The following is a 16,709-nucleotide window of genomic DNA, read 5'->3' as shown; positions in this document are numbered from 1 at the left end:
AATCATCCTTCCATCAATAGTAGCTCTGGATCAGCTAATAATTCTTTTAATTCGTTCATCGCACGTTGCGCAGTCCCACCATCAATTAAACGGTGATCAAATGATAATGATAATTTTAAGACTTTACCAACTGCAAGTTCGCCATCTTCGTTAACAATTGGTTCTGTGCCGATACGGCCAACCCCTAGGATAGCCACTTCAGGGTAGTTAACAACTGGTGTAAACCAACCACCACCGATTGATCCGATGTTACTAATCGTCATTGAACCGCCACTCATTTCAGCAGGTTTTAACTTATTATCCAAAGCTTTTTGCGTGTTTTCGCCAATTTCCTTAGCGATGGCAAAGATACTCTTGCTGTCGGCATCTTTAATGTTTGGTACATAAAGGCCGTGATCAGTATCGGTTGCGATGCCGACATTAATGTAGTGTTTATAAACAATTTCGCTTGTTGTGTCGTCAATTGAGGCGTTCAACGTTGGGAAATCACGTAAAACAGTTACTAAAGCCTTAACAATGTATGGTAAGAAGGTTAACTTAATATCTTTCTTAGCAGCAACATCCTTAAATTTCTTACGATGGGTCATTAATTTAGAAACTTCAACTTCATCAAATAATGTCACGTGCGGTGCAATATGCTTGCTTGTCACCATTGCTTTAGCAATTGCTTTTCGTGTTGGTGACATCTTTTCACGTGTTTCAAGTTCTGGTGTTGCTGATTCATAAGGTTTAACGGCTACTGCTGGTTCAGGTGTCGCTGTGGTTACAGGGGCACTCTTAGTGTCAGTGGTTGTCGTTGAAGCAACTAGTGCAGTACCATTTTGCATGAAGTTTTGAATATCTTCTTTCGTCGTACGACCGTGTTTACCAGTCGCTGGCACTTGGCTAATATCCACGTTATTCTCACGCGCAAACTGACGGACAGATGGCATTGCCAATACTTTCCGATTTGGATCACTAATGGCAACCACGCTTGTGTCACTACTATTATTAGTTGCTACTGGTGTTTCTGCCGCCTGAGGTGCTGGCGTTGTTGCTACGGGCGCTGAAGCTGTTGCAGTATTGTGGCCTGGTGCATCAATCTCAACAAGCACTTGCCCGACTGTTGCAACTTCGCCTTCACCGACTAAGATTTTAACAATCTTACCGCTAACAGGTGATGGGATTTCTTCAACTGATTTATCGTTTTGGACTTCTAATAAGGTATCGTCTTCTGCAATTGTATCGCCTTCTGCGACTGCCCATTTTTGGATTTCGCCTTCTGCAATCCCTTCACCAATATCTGGTAACTTAAATTGATAAACACCTTCACTGGCTGCTGGCGCTGCAGGTTGTTCTGCTGCTGGCGTAGTTGTTTCTGCTGTTGGTGCATCGTTACCTTCAACTCCTGGTGCATCGATTTCAACGAGGACTTGACCCACTGTTGCAACTTCGCCTTCACCCACTAAGATTTTAACAATCTTACCACTAACAGGTGATGGGATTTCTTCAACTGATTTATCATTTTGGACTTCTAGTAATGTATCGTCTTCCGCAATTGTATCGCCTTCTGCGACTGCCCATTTTTGGATTTCGCCTTCTGCAATACCTTCACCGATATCTGGTAATTTAAATTGATATGCCATGCTTATGTCGTCCCTTCCTTCGTTATCGACTAAAAGTTAATAACTTCTTTAACTTTATTTTCAATATCAGTTGCGTTTGGTAACCATGTTGATTCAGCTTGCCCAAATGGGAATGGTGTATCTGGTGCTGAAACGCGACCAATTGGTGCTTCTAATGAAAGGACAGCGCGTTCTGAAATTTCAGAAGCCACTTGTGCCCCAACACCCGCTTGTTTTTGTGCTTCTTGCACAATGACAACGCGACCGGTTTTTTCAACTGATGCAATAATGGTTTTAATATCTAATGGGGCGATGGTCCGCAAATCGATGATTTCTACTGAAATATTATCTTTAGCTAAATTTTCAGCCGCTTTCTTAGCCTCGCGAACCATTGCGCCGTAAGTGATGATTGAAACATCTGAACCTTCCAATGTGACAGCAGCTTTATCAAGTGGCACTGTGTAAGATTCGTCTGGCACTTCCTCACGGAATGAGCGATAAAGTTTCATATGTTCCAAATATAAAACAGGATCATTTGAACGAATCGCCGCAATCAATAAGCCTTTAGCGTCGTATGGATTGCTTGGGACAACTACTCGAATCCCAGGAATTTGGGTAATCATACCCTCAAAGTTATCTGAATGCATTTCAGGAGTATGCACACCGCCACCAAATGGTGCCCGGATTGTAATTGGCATATTACGTGTGCCACCCATCCGATAACGAGTCCGTGACATTTGACCGGCGATTGAATCTAATGTTTCAAAAACAAAACCAAAGAATTGAATTTCCGGAACGGGTCTAAAACCTTCCAAAGCTAACCCGATTGATAAACCACCAATCCCAGATTCAGCTAAAGGTGTATCGAAAACGCGTTCTTCGCCATGTTTAGCTTGCAAGCCTTCAGTCGCACGGAAAACACCACCATTTTTGCCGACATCTTCCCCGAAAATTAAGACATTTTCATCACTTGCTAGTTCTAAATCCAGCGCATTTGTAATTGCTTGAATCATTGTTTTTTGTGCCATCTTAATTCGACTCCTTTGCACTGTATTCTGTGATTTGTTCTTGAATATTTTGTGGTTGTTCTTCGAATGTTACTTTTAAGAAGTCAGTTACCTTTTGTTTAGGAATAGCATCTGCTTCATTGATTGCTTCTTTAATAGCTGCTTTAACTTGATCAATTAATTCATTTTCTTGATCTTCTGACCAGAGGCCCTTATTCGTTAAGAAACGACGCATCCTAACTAGTGGATCACGTTTCAACCAAATATCATCTGTTTCTTTTGTCCGATAACGAGTTGGGTCATCCCCGGAGAGTGTATGGGGTCCATAACGATAAGTTAAGGTTTCAATTAAAACAGGTCCGTTGCCAGCGGTTGTGAAATCTCTAGCTTCTTTCATGACTTCATAAACGGCTAGTGGATCCATCCCATCTACTTGGATAGCAGGAATCCCGGCAGCAACCCCCTTTTGGGCTAATGTCACTGCGGCTGTTTGTTTTTCACGAGGAACTGAAATAGCAAAACCGTTATTTTGAACAACGAAGATTGCAGGGGCTTTAAAAGCACCAGCAAAGTTAATGCCTTCATAGAAATCACCCTGTGAAGTACCGCCATCACCCGTATAAACATAAACGGCATTCTTGGACTGACGTTTCTTCATCCCGACAGCAACACCCATTGCTTGAATGTATTGTGCCCCGATAATAATTTGTGGTGGCATTGCTTTGAGTGATTCTGGATACTTGTTACCTTCAATATGACCACGTGACCATAAGAAAGCTTGTGATAGAGGTAAGCCATGTTGCACCAATTGTGGTACATCACGATAACCAGGGAATAAGAAATCATCCTTGTTCATCGCAAAATTGCTTGCTAATTGACTCGCTTCTTGTCCGGCAGTTGGTGCGTAAAAACCTAAACGGCCTTGACGATTTAAGGCAGTTGCACGTTGATCTAACACACGTGACCAAACCATCTGTTTCATCAATTCAACAAGTTGTTCATCACTTAGATCTGGCATGATATCAGGATTTACAACTTGGCCAGTTTCATCTAGAATCTGAACTGTTTTAAAATCTTGGCTTTCATCGCCGAGTAGTTTATCAAAATTAACTGCAGCTTTATTATTGGCCATAATATTCATTCTCCTCTTCACTAAACTGTTTTAATGTTTGCTTATATCTGTATCAATTAAGCTTCTTCACAAATATAATTTAGCATTTTACAGCACTAAATGCAAGCGTTTTACATAACTAATCATCAAACACCTTGCGCTTATCGTTTTATGTATATGTGAATTTAGTCACCAACTGATTAGCATCCGCTAAAAGCTTCCTCTGTTATATAATATATTTAAATTCTGTTATATAATAACAACCGGATCAATGCACAAAAAAAGCGCTAGTACAAACCATCGTCTGTACTAAACGCTTGTTAATTATATTTGTTGGGGTACTTCACGCCAAGACCGGTTGGGGAATTTCAGCGTTCCCAGCATGTACTAGGAAGCGTTGAACATCCGCCCAAACTGGTTCAACTCTTAAATGAGTCATTAGACGGTGAAGATTAACTAGTAGGCGCATCCGTAATTGACCGATACTTACAAAAACAAGTAAATTTTTGAATTGCCCTGTTTTTGTAACACGCATCATCATAACTGCAGTACAAATTGCTAAGCCAATTGTCACACCAACAAAAGCAAATTCGTTGACTGCAAGGACCGCAAAGAATGATACAAGTGCTGCCACTGCCATTAAGAAGGCATTTCCTAGGCGAACCTTAGCGATATCATCCTTAGGTGATAGTGTTTCATTCAACACGACACCTCTGGTACCAGTTTTAACAACTGTACCAGCTTTGATGACCGCCATTTCTTTATCAATTGTCGCTACGGCAACTGGTGCTTTTTCTGTCGCATTTAATACTAAGATGTCACCTGCTACAATTTGATCAACACCAATTTCACGTAGAAAACCATCACGCACAACACTTGCCATCTGATTTGAATCGGCAACTAACGATGCGCGTTTTGCAGCTTCAATCGTTGTTAACCCGCTTGGACGAGTTGCCAACAAACGCATTAACATCCCGCTGCTTGTGATTGCGTTTAATGTTGTTTCTTGCTTTAAATTCTTGTGCATCGCGTTCGACACTCCTTCCCTTTTGAGGAAGTCGTCGTAACACTGCTAGCCTAATGCTGGCAGTAAAAAGACAGACCACCTCGGATGATCACTATCGCTACTACTTAACGGACCTTCAGCTGTTTGCAACATTTTACTCACCAGACTTTCTAATTAATTTTAGAGATCGCACTTAGTTGTACAAAAAAAGACGCACAACAATTGAGCGTCATCCATAACATCATGGCGTTCCCAATCGTTCAGTTTTAGCACTATATGACGTAGAAACCATGTTCAGCTACGTTAGAAAAAGCCTTCATTGGCAGTTTTTGTTGACTCAATTGGCATCTCTCGATGTTTCTGAGTAGCAGCGTATGTTCATATAGGAGCCTCACCTAACGGAAAAGCGATATCTCTATATACCCATTCTACTGGTTATCAATAGGTGGGTCAACCCATTTGTTCCGTTTTTTTTAATTCTGTGCTAGAATAACCTATGATGAATTAATCGGAGGTCTTAACTGTGATATTAATGAAAGATATTATCCGCGAAGGTAATCCTACACTTAGAGAAATTGCACAACCTGTTTCATTCCCATTATCTGACGAAGATCGGCAACTTGCCGCTGACATGATGACATTCTTGGAAAATAGCCAAGATCCAGAAATTGCTGCGAAATATCAATTACGCGCCGGTGTTGGTTTAGCCGCTCCACAAGTCGATGTTTCAAAACAAATGTCAGCCGTTTTAGTCCCAGGCCCTGAAGGCGAAGCCCCAATCTTGAAGGACGTAATTATTAATCCTAAGATTATTAGCCACTCTGTTCAAGACGCTGCTTTAGCCGAAGGTGAAGGTTGCCTATCAGTCGACCGCGAAGTCCCCGGTTATGTGCCCCGGCACGACAGAATTACATTACGTTATCAAGACGTTGAAGGTGTTAGTCATAAGATTCGTCTTAAAAACTATCCCGCAATTGTTTGCCAACACGAAATCGATCATTTAAACGGTATTCTTTTCTTTGACCACATCAACAAAGAAAATCCATTTGCCGCACCGGATGATATGATTATTCTTGAATAATGAACTAACGAAAAAAGGTTAAGCCCCAAATTGGGCTTAACCTTTTTTCTATGCATTTAATTTTGCTTCTGCAAATTGACTGTTATAAAGCTTAGCATAAACACCATTAGCGGCTAATAAGTCATCATGCGTTCCTTTTTCAACAATTTGACCGTGATCCATCACTAAAATTAAGTTAGCATCCCGAATTGTTGATAAGCGATGGGCAATCACAAAGCTTGTTCGTCCTTGCATCACTTTTTCCATCGCCTTTTGTAATAAGCTTTCTAAGCGCGTATCGACTGAACTGGTTGCTTCATCTAAAATCAAAATTTTAGGATTAGCAATCACTGCCCGAGCAATCGTTAAGAGTTGCTTTTGTCCTAACGACACGTTATCCGCTTCTTCATCAATTGTCATCTGATAGCCATTTGGCAATGTATGGATAAAGTGATCAACATTAGCCGTTTTGGCAGCATCCACGACTTCATATTCAGTGGCATCTAGCTTCCCAAAACGAATATTTTCCGTAATCGTTGTGTGGTACAACCAAGCATCCTGCAGCACCATCCCAAAGAGTGAGCGAACTGTCTGTTTACTCAATTGGCGGGTATCGACGCCATCAATCAGGATTTGACCAGAACTGACATCGTAAAAACGCATTAATAAATTAATCATCGTCGTTTTCCCGGCCCCAGTTGGCCCAACAATCGCAATTTTATCGCCCGGATTAGCAGTGAAACTTAAATCACGAATCAACGGTTTGGCTGGATCATAGCTAAAGCTGACATCTTTAAATTCAACTTTCCCCTGAACATCAGCCGGTAATTCAGCCGTTTCTTGATCAGTTGGTTCAATCGGTTCATCTAAGATTTCAAAAACTCGTTGTGTCGCAGCGGCAGCGGCTTGCATCACACCGGATAATTGTGTGATTTGCGAAATCGGTTGATTAATCTGCCAAATATATTGAATAAAGGCCTGCAAGTTACCAACCGTAATGACACCGTGCAAGACATAGTAACCACCCAAGGTTGCCATCCCAGCGTAAGTCAAGTTAGTCGTCAAACCCACTAATGGCATCATAATCCCTGAAATAAAGGCCGCTTTGAAGCCAAATTCAGTCAATCGATCCGTAATCGCTGCAAATTCATCAACTGCTCGTTCTTCTTGACCATACAACTTCAAGACACTGAAGCCACCATAGTTTTCTTGAACATAGCCGTTCATCTCACCCAAGGTATTTTGTTGCCCTTGGAAGTAAACTTGTGACTTTTTGATGATTGCTTTAGAAATCAAAAGTGAGGTCGGAATCATAATTAAGGATAGTAATGCCATCCATAAATTAATCGTCAACATCATGACAACCGCCATGATGATCCCCAAAATTGAGGTCACCACTTGGATTAAACTCTGTTGCAAGGCATTGGTAATTGCATCAACATCATTAGTAACCCGCGACAAGATATTGCCTTGTTGTTGTGAATCAAAGAAACGGACTGGCAAAGCGTTCATCTGTAGATTGATATCCCGCCGTAAATCACGCATTGCGTGTTGGACGGCACGCGTCATTAAAAACGATCCCAGAAACATCATCGTTTGATAAAGTAATGCAAAGCTGAGAATCATCGCAATCACTTTAGTAATGTAACTAAAGTTAACGGCGACGTGTTGCGCTAAGTTTTGACTAATTTCAGTCACTGCTAGTCCCATGATAAATGGCCATAGCGCATTCGCTAAAACGGAAATCACCGTTGCAGTAATTGCTGACCAGAACGTTATTTTATACGGCCCAATATAGCGCATCAGGCGTTTGAGCACCTTAATATTCTTCATTGAGCTCCTCCTTTGATAACTGTGAGGCGGCAATGGCCCGATAAACCTCATTTGTTTTAAGTAATTCCTTGTGGGTCCCGATGCCCACAACTTGGCCTTCATTTAAGACGACAATTCGATCCGCATTCATAATCGTCCCTACACGTTGGGCGACAATTAAGACCGTCGCATCTTTCGTAATCGATTTTAAAGCGCCCCGTAAAGCCGCATCAGTTTGATAATCCAAAGCTGAGAAGCTATCGTCAAAGACGTAAATGTCTGGCCGACGAACAATTGCTCTGGCAATCGCTAGCCGTTGCTTTTGCCCACCTGATAAGTTGTTGCCCCCTTCGGCCAAATACGTTTGGAGTCCCTCTGGTTTTTCCGCCACAAATGTTTTGGATTGGGCAATCGTTAAAGCATCCCATAATTCAGCATCCGTTGCTTCCGGATTACCATAGCGCAAGTTATCCGCAATCGTGCCGGTAAAGAGGACTGCTTTTTGAGGAATAAAACCAATTTTTTGGCGTAATGCTTTCAATTGATAATCACGAACATCGTAACCATCAATCATCACTTGACCCCGTGTCACATCGAAAAAGCGTGGAATCAATTGGATTAAGGTTGATTTACCACTCCCCGTACTACCGATGAAGGCGACGGTTTCCCCTGGATGGGCTTTAAAACTGACATCCCGAATGACCGGACTTTCTGTCGGACCAGGATAAGCAAACGACACATTTTCAAAAGCCAATTCGCCTTGGGTAGTCGTGGTTTGAATCCCTTGGTCATCATCCGTAATATCTACGGGTGAATTAAGGACTTTTTCAATCCGTTCTGCTGAAACAGCCGCTCTAGGGTACATCATGAAGACACTTGCGAAGAGCATGAATGAAAATAGTACGTGGAAAATGTATTCAATAAAGGCAATTAACGTCCCCACTGCCAAGTGACCCGTGTTAATTTGAACCGCCCCTTGCCAAATGATTAACACGAACACAATATTGAAGATAAATGAAAAGCCAGGTTGTGCGAGGGCTACTAATGTAAAGAGTTTGATTGAACTCTGACTGTAGGCTTCATTAACTTTTCTAAAACGCATACTCTGGAATTTTTCACGCACAAATGCGCGAATAACACGAATCCCAGTTAAATTTTCACGTAAGTTTAAATTGATTGCATCTAAGTTTTTTTGTTGTTCTGCAGACATTGGTTCGGATAACCAACCAATGATGACCACCCCAACTAATAAAATCGGAATGGCTGCAAAAACAATCCATGATAACGACAGACTCGTCCGCACAATCATAAACGCACTGGCAACGATCATCATCGGGGTCATAAACCCAGTTCGTAACACTTGCACCATGAATTGCGTCACTTGAAACGCATCGTTGGTCGTCCGAGTAATTAAGGAAGACACGCCAAATTCACCATATTCATGATGTGAAAATTGCATCGTCTTTTTAAAAATATCGTTCCGGATATCACGTGTTAAATTAGTGGTTAAGCGACTCCCCGTGTAGGCTAGGCCAATTAACCCCACCAAGCCAATTAAGGAAATAACAACCATTAAAGTCCCATATTGCCAAACCGGCCCGACCGTATGGCGGTTGATACCTTTATCAATAATTTGTCCTAATAAAGTTGGTAATCCTAGTTCAATTAAAATAAACCCAAATACGCAAATAAAATTCCAAAATAGTAGTTTTTTATAGCGAATGGTATAGCGCCACATTAATTTCATAGGTGCTAACTCCTTCTTGTTTCAAATTTAGTCCATCACACGTGCCATATCCTTGACGTATTCAATCGTTTCCCGATTGACAATAAACGCCACATCAAAATGGTACTCCTGGTCCAATAACCAAGCATCCGTAATCACTAACGCTGGATATTTAGGATTAACGGAGGCAATTCGTCGCTCATCTGCAACCTCATTTAAAGTCTGCGCTAACGTTTCTGTAATCGGTTTTAACGACACATCCGTTTGTAAAACATTTACGCGATACTCAAACAACATCACATTCCCGCCCCAAACTTCTGTTGGTAAATTGGCAGTCAAAGTTGCTTGTTTCGTATAAAATTGCGGTTGGACGCTCAATAATCTTTGATACGCAATATTGACAATCTCGTCTACCGTTTCTTGACTACTACTTTGTAAAATCCGCATGGCTCTTTGTCGACGAATACGATGAATGAACCAAGCTAGACCGCCCACCAATCCAATTAAGACTAGTAGTAATAACCAAATCAACATGGCAACCCCCTCTTTCTATTTGTAACGGTTGTCATAATTATAACCGAATTAGAGTAAACTCGCTATTACGAGGCCATTGCTCAATGTATACTTTAAACAAAAGATATGCTAAAATATTCTTAAATGTTGAGTAATCAACCTCTGGACGGTTAAACTTTCGTTTAAAAATAAGATGAATATCAAAGGAGTTTTACAATTGATTTATAAAGTACTTTTCCAAGCAGACAAAACACAAAGCCCTCTACGCGAGGCAACTAAATCCCTCTATCTTGAAGCTAACAGTGCCGTTGAAGCACGTCAACTTGTTGAAGACAATACACCCTACAATATTGAATTTGTACAAGAGCTTACTGGTGAACACTTAGCTTACGAACAAGAATCAGAAGACTTCAAATTAACGGAGTTCTAAATAAATGAAACTCAATATAAAAAACAATGAAACAGCCGTTTTTGCCGTAGGGGGTCTTGGCGAAATTGGTAAGAACATGTACGGTGTTCAATTCCAAGATGAAATTATCGTTATTGACGCCGGCATCAAGTTTCCAGAAGATGAATTATTAGGGATTGACTATGTCATTTCCGATTATCAATATCTTCAAAAGAACCAACAAAAAATCAAAGCCCTTGTGATTACTCATGGTCATGAAGATCATATTGGTGGGTTACCTTTCTTTTTACAACAAGTGCCAAACGTTCCTGTTTATGCAGGTCCTTTAGCTCTTGCTTTAATTCGCGGTAAGTTAGAAGAACATGGCCTTTTGCGGTCTACTGAATTACATGAAATAAACGAAGATACCGTCCTTAAATTCCGCAAAACCAGTGTTGATTTCTTCCGGACAACCCATTCAATTCCTGATACATTAGGGGTTGCGATTCATACACCTCAAGGGGTCGTTGTTGAAACTGGTGATTTCAAGTTTGACTTAACACCAGTTGGTAATCAACCTTCCCCTAACCTTCAAAAGATGGCACGTCTTGGCGAAGAAGGCGTTCTTTGCTTAATGTCTGATAGTACCAATGCTGAAGTGCCTAACTTCACGAAATCAGAACGTTTTGTTGGCGATTCAATCCGCCACATTGTGGAACGGATTGAAGGCCGGATTATCTTCGCAACTTTCGCTTCTAATATTTCACGGGTCTCACAAGCAACCGATGCAGCGATTGCTAACGGTCGAAAGATTGCGGTCTTCGGACGTAGCATGGAAGCTGCCGTTGTTAATGGTCGTGAATTAGGTTATTTAAATATTCCTGATGAAGCACTGGTTGATGCAAGTCAACTTAACTCATTACCTGCTGATAAAGTGATGATTATCTGTACGGGTTCTCAAGGCGAACCAATGGCCGCTTTGAGCCGGATTGCTAACGGTACTCACCGTCAGATTTCAATCCAACCTGGCGATACAGTTGTTTTCTCAAGTAATCCAATTCCTGGGAATACAACGAGCGTTAACCACGTTATCAATAAGCTTTCTGAAGCAGGCGCTGAAGTTATTCATGGTAAGGTCAACAACATTCATACTTCTGGTCATGGTGGCCAAGAAGAACAAAAATTAATGTTGCGTTTAATGAAACCTAAGTTCTTCATGCCTTGTCATGGTGAATACCGGATGCAAAAGATTCATACCGAACTCGCCCAACAATGTGGCGTTGAACCGGATAATTGTTTCATCCTTGAAAATGGTGATGTCTTAGCCTTAACCGCTGACTCAGCACATGTTGCTGGCCATTTCAGTGCCGACGATGTTTATGTAGATGGTAACGGGATTGGTGATATCGGTAACGTTGTCCTTCGCGATCGTAAAATGCTTTCTGAAGAAGGCTTGGTCGTGGTTGTCGCAACGATTAACTTCGGTGAGAAAAACATTCTTGCCGGTCCTGATATCCTTTCACGGGGGTTTGTCTATATGCGTGAATCTGGTGAATTGATCAGCGAAGCCCAACGACGGGTTTTCAGAATGATCGTCAACACGTTCAATGCTAACGACAAGGTCACTGAAAACCAAGTCCGAGAAGCAATCATCGATGGCCTTCAAGATTTCTTATTTGAAAAGACGGAACGCCATCCGATGATTTTACCAATGATCATTCAAAGTAATGAATAAAACCTTTAAGGGCGATACAAACTCACGTTTGTATCGCCCTTTTTTTTAATTCTTATCAAAAATTTAGGTAGTAAAACTTGTCATTTCCCGCTATAATATACACCGAATATCTTTTCTGAAAGGGGGTATCCGAATGGCTGATACGCCACATTTTTATATTATTTTAAATCAAGTTGCTGGTACTGGCCAAGCTCAGAAGATTTGGCCGCAAATCGAAACTGCCCTCAAGCAACGCGGTATTTCATATGAATTACAAATTTCTAGCTATCCCGGTCATACCACTCGGATTGCCTACCAATTTGCCCGTTTTAAACGAACGAATCAAGTTTTGTTGATTGTCGGCGGTGATGGTACTTTAAACCAAGCCATTAATGGGGTCCAAAGTGCCGGTAAACATGATATCCCCATCGCATATTTACCTTGTGGCTCTGGTAATGATTTCGCGCGTGGAATTGGCTTAAATAGCGATCCACTACAAGCGCTCGAACAGATTCTTGCAGCTACCGCCCCCGTCAATATCGATTTGGGTGTCTATCACGATGCTCTCAAGAACGAGACTGGTTATTTCGTCAACAATGTCGGTATTGGTTTTGACGCTTCCGTCGTCAGTATCACTAACAACTCTAAAAGCAAACGCTTCTTAAATAAATGCCATCTCGGCTCCTTATCTTACGTCTTCTCGCTAATCCAGGCCTTTACATCGCAAGATGCTTTCCAAGTGACCGTCAAGGCCAACGGATCCGTTAAAAACTTTAGCCGTGGTTTTCTTGTCACAACCACGAATCATCCTTACTTTGGCAGTGGTGTTCCCATCATGCCTTCTGCCCGCGTCGATGATCAAAAACTCGACCTCGTGGTGATTGAAAAGTTGAACGTTTTCTTCTTCTGCTACCTATTCATCATGATGCTAATGGGCAAACACACCCGCTATAAGACGGTTCATCATTTTAGAACTGATGATCTTGTCATTCGAACCCAAACGTTAGAATTTGGCCAAGTCGATGGCGAAGAAATGGGTAGTCGCGCATTTGATATGCACTTCAAGGTCACATCCCAACCCTTCTGGCTAACAACAACTAAAACAGAACAATTCAAATAAGCTTTTACAAATTAAAGAAGAACAACGCCATTTAACGTTGTTCTTCTTTTTTATTACCTATAAAAATCGTGGTTTCCTTTAATTTAAGCCAGGATAACCCAGCAATTAGGCTGCCCGAAATGGCGCCGCCAAAAAAGCGTGGTGTGTAAACGAACCAAAATAAACCACTAGCACTACCGGTAAACCAAATCATAACGGGATAAGAAAGTAACGAGCCGATTAAACCCGTTCCTAAAATTTCGCCTGCAATTGCCCAGCCAATATGCCCGCCATAGCGATAACCAAGGCCAGCTAATAAAGCGCCAAAAAAAGCCCCCGTTAAGGCTAAAGGTGGAATCCCCAGTAACATCATTCTTAAAACGGCCGTCACTAACGCCATCACGGTTGCATAAATTGGCCCCATCAACACTGCCGCTGTAACGTTCAGAACACTCGACATCGGTGCCATGCCTTCAATGCGAAATAACGGCGATAAGACGACATCTAGTGCAATCATCATCGCAAGGATGGTTAATCGTTTCGTTCGTCTATTATTCATCGTATTCGTCCCCACGCAACCATTGTTCCTTACGATAAGCCATCTCCCAAAAATGATATTCCAATTGGCTGCTACGAACAAACGCCTGCACCATTTTAACCTGATCTTCCGCTGAACTGGCTGCATACAAGCGATTTAAAACAGTGCCCATCATTTGAATTTCATCCTGCAATTCAGCCATCGTGTAGGTTTCAATCCAGCGTTGATAATATGGATTAGGTGAAGCCGGCTGTTGACTTAAAGCCATTCCGATATCACCGTATAACCAAGCACATGGGTATAAACCAGCCGCCGCGATGGCGGGGTTATCCGCAAATAATTGCCGATACATATGAGCAACATAGTGATCAGTTGTCGGCGCAATGGGCGTCGCTCGAACCTCAGCAGCCGTTATTTTTAAAGCTTCAAAGAATTGTTCCCGAACGATCATTTCACCATCTTTCAAACCAGTTGCGCTTAGTGTCATCAACGCTTTTAATTCTTGATCCTGACAGTGATCGGCGACGATTTGATGTAACTTTCTGAAATGACGAAGATAATAATGATCTTGAATCAAATAATACCGAAATATTTCTTCTGGCAGCGTCCCCGCTTGCAATTGAACGATAAACGGATGACGTAAACTACCTTGCCAATATGGTGCAGCTTCTTTACGAACAATACTTGTAAATGACATGTTGCCCCTCCTGTACGAATTGAAATCAATTCACTTCTGGGGCCACTTGACAAGCACTCAAAATACCCGCCAATTAAAAATTGACGGGTACCAAAATAAGCACGTTTAATCAACAAACGACACGACATTTCCCTGCGCTAGTCCTAACTATATCAGGTTCAATGGGTATAATCTCAGCTCTTAGGCACCCCAGATGCGTTATTCAATTATGGCTTCATTATAGCACGGATGGAAGCGGTTATTCACTAAAATCATCATCAAGTGACTCAGTCTACTGATGATTGCTCTTTCTCCATAACAAAGTTGGTCAATAAAACACCTTGCCGTGCTACTTGTTGTTCTCGAATCACCTGATAGCCCCGACTTTCGAAAAACGGTCTGGCTGTAATCGAAGCATGCGTGATAACTCGGCCTGCAACAGCCTGCTCGAGCTGATGACAGATAGCAGTCGCTACGCCTCTTCTTTGATAATCGGCATGGACAAATAACCGATCGAGGTAGCCAGCTTGATCAATATCTCCAAAACCAATCAGGTTATCATTTTCAAGTGCAACAACACTGAAATGTGATTACAGCGATTGATCCCACTGCTTTAAATCAGGCTCACCAGTGGCCCATACAGCCAACTGCGCTTTCGTATAATCGCCAGCATTCACTGTATGCACTCTTATAAAACAACTCTGCGACTGCTTGACAATCCCCCGGCTGATAGCGTCTAATCTCCAATTATTTAGTCCCTCTTTAATCTTTTTCTTCATGTCTAATTGTAATCGTCATTTGTTTCTCCTAGTAATAATTCTTTTAATTTTTAAAAAATATCTGGCTTATCGGTAAAGATAAGCCCTCACCTCATTGAAGTTTAAAATAGGGTTGAAATTCCGCCGGCACTTCATCTTGTGAAACCCATTGATTGGGGAGCTCGGCCGCTGCACTTGGCTGCTTGCTTGCAGTGATTAAATAACGATAATCAATGTGCATGTGGGCTGCTTGCTTTTTCAATGGGTTATCCGGAATCTTGATCAAATTGGCATCCACCAATTGTGCTTGCTCCCCGACTAGTCCTGTTTCCTCCAATAACTCGCGTAGTGCTGTTTGAACTGGCGTTTCAGACAGTTCAACATGTCCCGCCGGTAACAACCATTGATGCAAGTACGGATGGCGTACCATCAACAACTGATTATTTTTAAATACGAGGGCACTAGCCGATAAATGACATTGATCGTTGACCGCCCGATAAAGGGGCCGTTTTTGTTGGGCCATCAATTCACTAATCGTCTGATACTTTTGCGGATCATTAAACGCTGCTGACTGCTCAGCTAGCCGCTGAATTTGCGTTAACAAATCGTTCATGAGCGCGCCGCCATTAACAGGTCTGCTTGCTGATAGCCTTTGAACAAGTTAATCATTTTATGCGTTGCTAAAACATCGTGCACACGCAGAATACGGGCTCCCTGTTCAATCATCAGTTGTTCCAATAACAGCGTTGAGGTTAAGCGTTCTGCCATCGGATAATCAAATTTGCTTTCCATAAAGCTTTTCCGAGAAATCCCCGCCATGATTGACGCACGATACTTCATTGTCGGTTGAATGCTATTGAGTTTAAACAGATCCAGTGACGCTGTATTTTTAGCGTGTGAAAAACCAACGCCTGGATCCAAAGCAATTTGTTGGCGTGTTAACCCGGCCGCCTCAAGACTCGCTAACGTCTCTTGGTAAAATTGATCGAGTATTTCAAAAACATCATTTTGATAATGGCGGCCATTATACATCGTGACCACTGCGGGCCGGTGTTGGGCGACAACTTCGAGCTTAGCCGGTTTATCGAAACCATCGATATCATTCAGAATTGGCACGCCGCTTGCGACTGCCCGTTGCATAACATCCGCATTATTGGTATCAACTGCCAATATCGCGTTGGGCCATTCCTGTTGCACTGCCGCAATCACGGGTGCAATCCGTTGCCATTCTTCATCAGGCGTAATTTCTTGATAACCTGGGCGCGTCGATTTGCCACCGACTTCAATCACCGCTGCACCATTGGCCAAATCAGCCTCAATTTTCGTCATAATCTGGCCTAGCGCTTGACTGGGTTGCCCATCATAAAAGGAATCCGGTGTACAGTTAATAATCGCGTAGACAATTGGATCAACCGTTAAATCGAACTTGAAACCAGGACCGGTCCATAAAATCTGCTTGGTACGCCAGATTTGTGTCAATTGCACATTTGGCTGACCAAAATATTGTGCCCATTTTTGCCGTAACGCCGCTAGTTGAAAAAGACTAAATTGCCCAAGCCATTGTTGGTCCAACTGCTGAATTAGACAATGACTATCTAGACAAAGCCGTTGAAGCTTCTCGATTTCAGCTGCATCCCCACTAAAGCTTAACAGCGTATGATTTCCTTGATTAGGTTGTGCTTCGCTAATTTGCATAT

16 protein-coding genes and 2 riboswitches are annotated in these 16,709 nt (G+C 42.0%); of the genes, 4 read left to right on the top strand and 12 right to left on the bottom strand.

The genetic code is table 11. The features are described from left to right. Positions 1-2: 2 nt before the first annotated feature. The 4 genes from NDN60_RS00560 to NDN60_RS00545 all read right to left on the bottom strand — a co-directional run bounded on the left by NDN60_RS00560 (position 3) and on the right by NDN60_RS00545 (position 4,749). Complete coding sequence (locus tag NDN60_RS00560; protein WP_011374783.1) at positions 3-1,625, bottom strand: dihydrolipoyllysine-residue acetyltransferase; 1,623 nt, start codon at positions 1,623-1,625, stop codon at positions 3-5. 29 nt (positions 1,626-1,654) lie between these two features. Beyond that, positions 1,655-2,632 carry an alpha-ketoacid dehydrogenase subunit beta gene (locus tag NDN60_RS00555; protein WP_041820853.1) on the bottom strand — a complete coding sequence of 326 codons (978 nt, stop codon included), beginning with the start codon at positions 2,630-2,632 and terminating at the stop codon, positions 1,655-1,657. 1 nt (position 2,633) lies between these two features. Further along, a complete protein-coding gene (gene pdhA / locus NDN60_RS00550; protein ID WP_056946690.1) occupies positions 2,634-3,743 on the bottom strand; it encodes a pyruvate dehydrogenase (acetyl-transferring) E1 component subunit alpha in 1,110 nt (369 codons plus the stop codon). 322 nt (positions 3,744-4,065) lie between these two features. Continuing rightward, complete coding sequence (locus NDN60_RS00545; RefSeq protein WP_011374786.1) at positions 4,066-4,749, bottom strand: hypothetical protein; 684 nt, start codon at positions 4,747-4,749, stop codon at positions 4,066-4,068. Positions 4,750-4,972: 223 nt separating this feature from the next. Further along, a riboswitch (M-box (ykoK) riboswitch) is annotated at positions 4,973-5,138 on the bottom strand. 113 nt (positions 5,139-5,251) lie between these two features. Between NDN60_RS00545 and def the strand changes: the two genes are divergently transcribed. Beyond that, positions 5,252-5,809, top strand: coding sequence for a peptide deformylase (gene def, locus NDN60_RS00540; protein WP_011374787.1), 558 nt, complete (start codon positions 5,252-5,254; stop codon positions 5,807-5,809). A 48-nt stretch (positions 5,810-5,857) separates the two neighbouring features. On the opposite strand, the gene NDN60_RS00535 is transcribed toward def, so the two are convergent. The 3 genes from NDN60_RS00535 to NDN60_RS00525 are packed head-to-tail and all read right to left on the bottom strand — an operon-like array spanning position 5,858 to position 9,860. Next, entirely contained in the window at positions 5,858-7,621 is a 1,764-nt protein-coding gene (locus NDN60_RS00535) for an ABC transporter ATP-binding protein (protein ID WP_056946693.1), read from the bottom strand. Then, positions 7,608-9,347, bottom strand: a complete 1,740-nt coding sequence (locus tag NDN60_RS00530; protein ID WP_056946696.1) for an ABC transporter ATP-binding protein — start codon at positions 9,345-9,347, stop codon at positions 7,608-7,610. The genes NDN60_RS00535 and NDN60_RS00530 overlap by 14 nt, the downstream gene beginning before the upstream one ends. A 27-nt stretch (positions 9,348-9,374) precedes the next feature. Beyond that, positions 9,375-9,860, bottom strand: a complete 486-nt coding sequence (locus NDN60_RS00525; RefSeq protein ID WP_011374790.1) for a hypothetical protein — start codon at positions 9,858-9,860, stop codon at positions 9,375-9,377. Positions 9,861-10,056: 196 nt separating this feature from the next. Between NDN60_RS00525 and NDN60_RS00520 the strand changes: the two genes are divergently transcribed. The 3 genes from NDN60_RS00520 to NDN60_RS00510 all read left to right on the top strand — a co-directional run bounded on the left by NDN60_RS00520 (position 10,057) and on the right by NDN60_RS00510 (position 13,061). Further along, entirely contained in the window at positions 10,057-10,269 is a 213-nt protein-coding gene (locus tag NDN60_RS00520; protein WP_011374791.1) for a DNA-directed RNA polymerase subunit epsilon, read from the top strand. Positions 10,270-10,273: 4 nt separating this feature from the next. Next, the gene (gene rnjA / locus NDN60_RS00515; protein WP_011374792.1) at positions 10,274-11,962 is read left to right on the top strand and encodes a ribonuclease J1; all 1,689 of its coding nucleotides are present in this window, start codon (positions 10,274-10,276) and stop codon (positions 11,960-11,962) included. Positions 11,963-12,095: 133 nt separating this feature from the next. Then, positions 12,096-13,061 (top strand): diacylglycerol/lipid kinase family protein, encoded by a 966-nt coding sequence (locus NDN60_RS00510; protein ID WP_011374793.1) that lies wholly within the window; start codon positions 12,096-12,098, stop codon positions 13,059-13,061. A 31-nt stretch (positions 13,062-13,092) separates the two neighbouring features. Here NDN60_RS00510 and thiW read toward each other — a convergent pair whose 3' ends face one another. The 5 genes from thiW to folP all read right to left on the bottom strand — a co-directional run bounded on the left by thiW (position 13,093) and on the right by folP (position 16,707). Beyond that, positions 13,093-13,599 carry an energy coupling factor transporter S component ThiW gene (gene thiW, locus NDN60_RS00505; protein WP_056946699.1) on the bottom strand — a complete coding sequence of 169 codons (507 nt, stop codon included), beginning with the start codon at positions 13,597-13,599 and terminating at the stop codon, positions 13,093-13,095. Next, on the bottom strand, positions 13,592-14,275 hold the full coding sequence (tenA, locus tag NDN60_RS00500) for a thiaminase II (RefSeq protein WP_011374795.1): 684 nt from the start codon (positions 14,273-14,275) through the stop codon (positions 13,592-13,594). The genes thiW and tenA overlap by 8 nt, the downstream gene beginning before the upstream one ends. A 112-nt stretch (positions 14,276-14,387) precedes the next feature. Beyond that, a riboswitch (TPP riboswitch) is annotated at positions 14,388-14,477 on the bottom strand. A 64-nt stretch (positions 14,478-14,541) separates the two neighbouring features. Continuing rightward, complete coding sequence (locus NDN60_RS00495; RefSeq protein ID WP_231952383.1) at positions 14,542-14,790, bottom strand: GNAT family N-acetyltransferase; 249 nt, start codon at positions 14,788-14,790, stop codon at positions 14,542-14,544. A gap of 334 nt (positions 14,791-15,124) precedes the next feature. Next, positions 15,125-15,625: an NUDIX hydrolase gene (locus NDN60_RS00490; RefSeq protein ID WP_056946702.1), complete on the bottom strand. Its 501-nt coding sequence runs from the start codon at positions 15,623-15,625 to the stop codon at positions 15,125-15,127. Beyond that, positions 15,622-16,707, bottom strand: a complete 1,086-nt coding sequence (folP, locus tag NDN60_RS00485; RefSeq protein WP_056946706.1) for a dihydropteroate synthase — start codon at positions 16,705-16,707, stop codon at positions 15,622-15,624. The genes NDN60_RS00490 and folP overlap by 4 nt, the downstream gene beginning before the upstream one ends. Between the last annotated feature and the right edge of the window lie 2 nt (positions 16,708-16,709).

Origin of the sequence: Latilactobacillus sp., from assembly GCF_033176295.1 — a bacterium.
Taxonomy (GTDB): Bacteria; Bacillota; Bacilli; order Lactobacillales; family Lactobacillaceae; genus Latilactobacillus; species Latilactobacillus sakei.
This window is presented reverse-complemented; position numbering and strand designations above follow the sequence as displayed.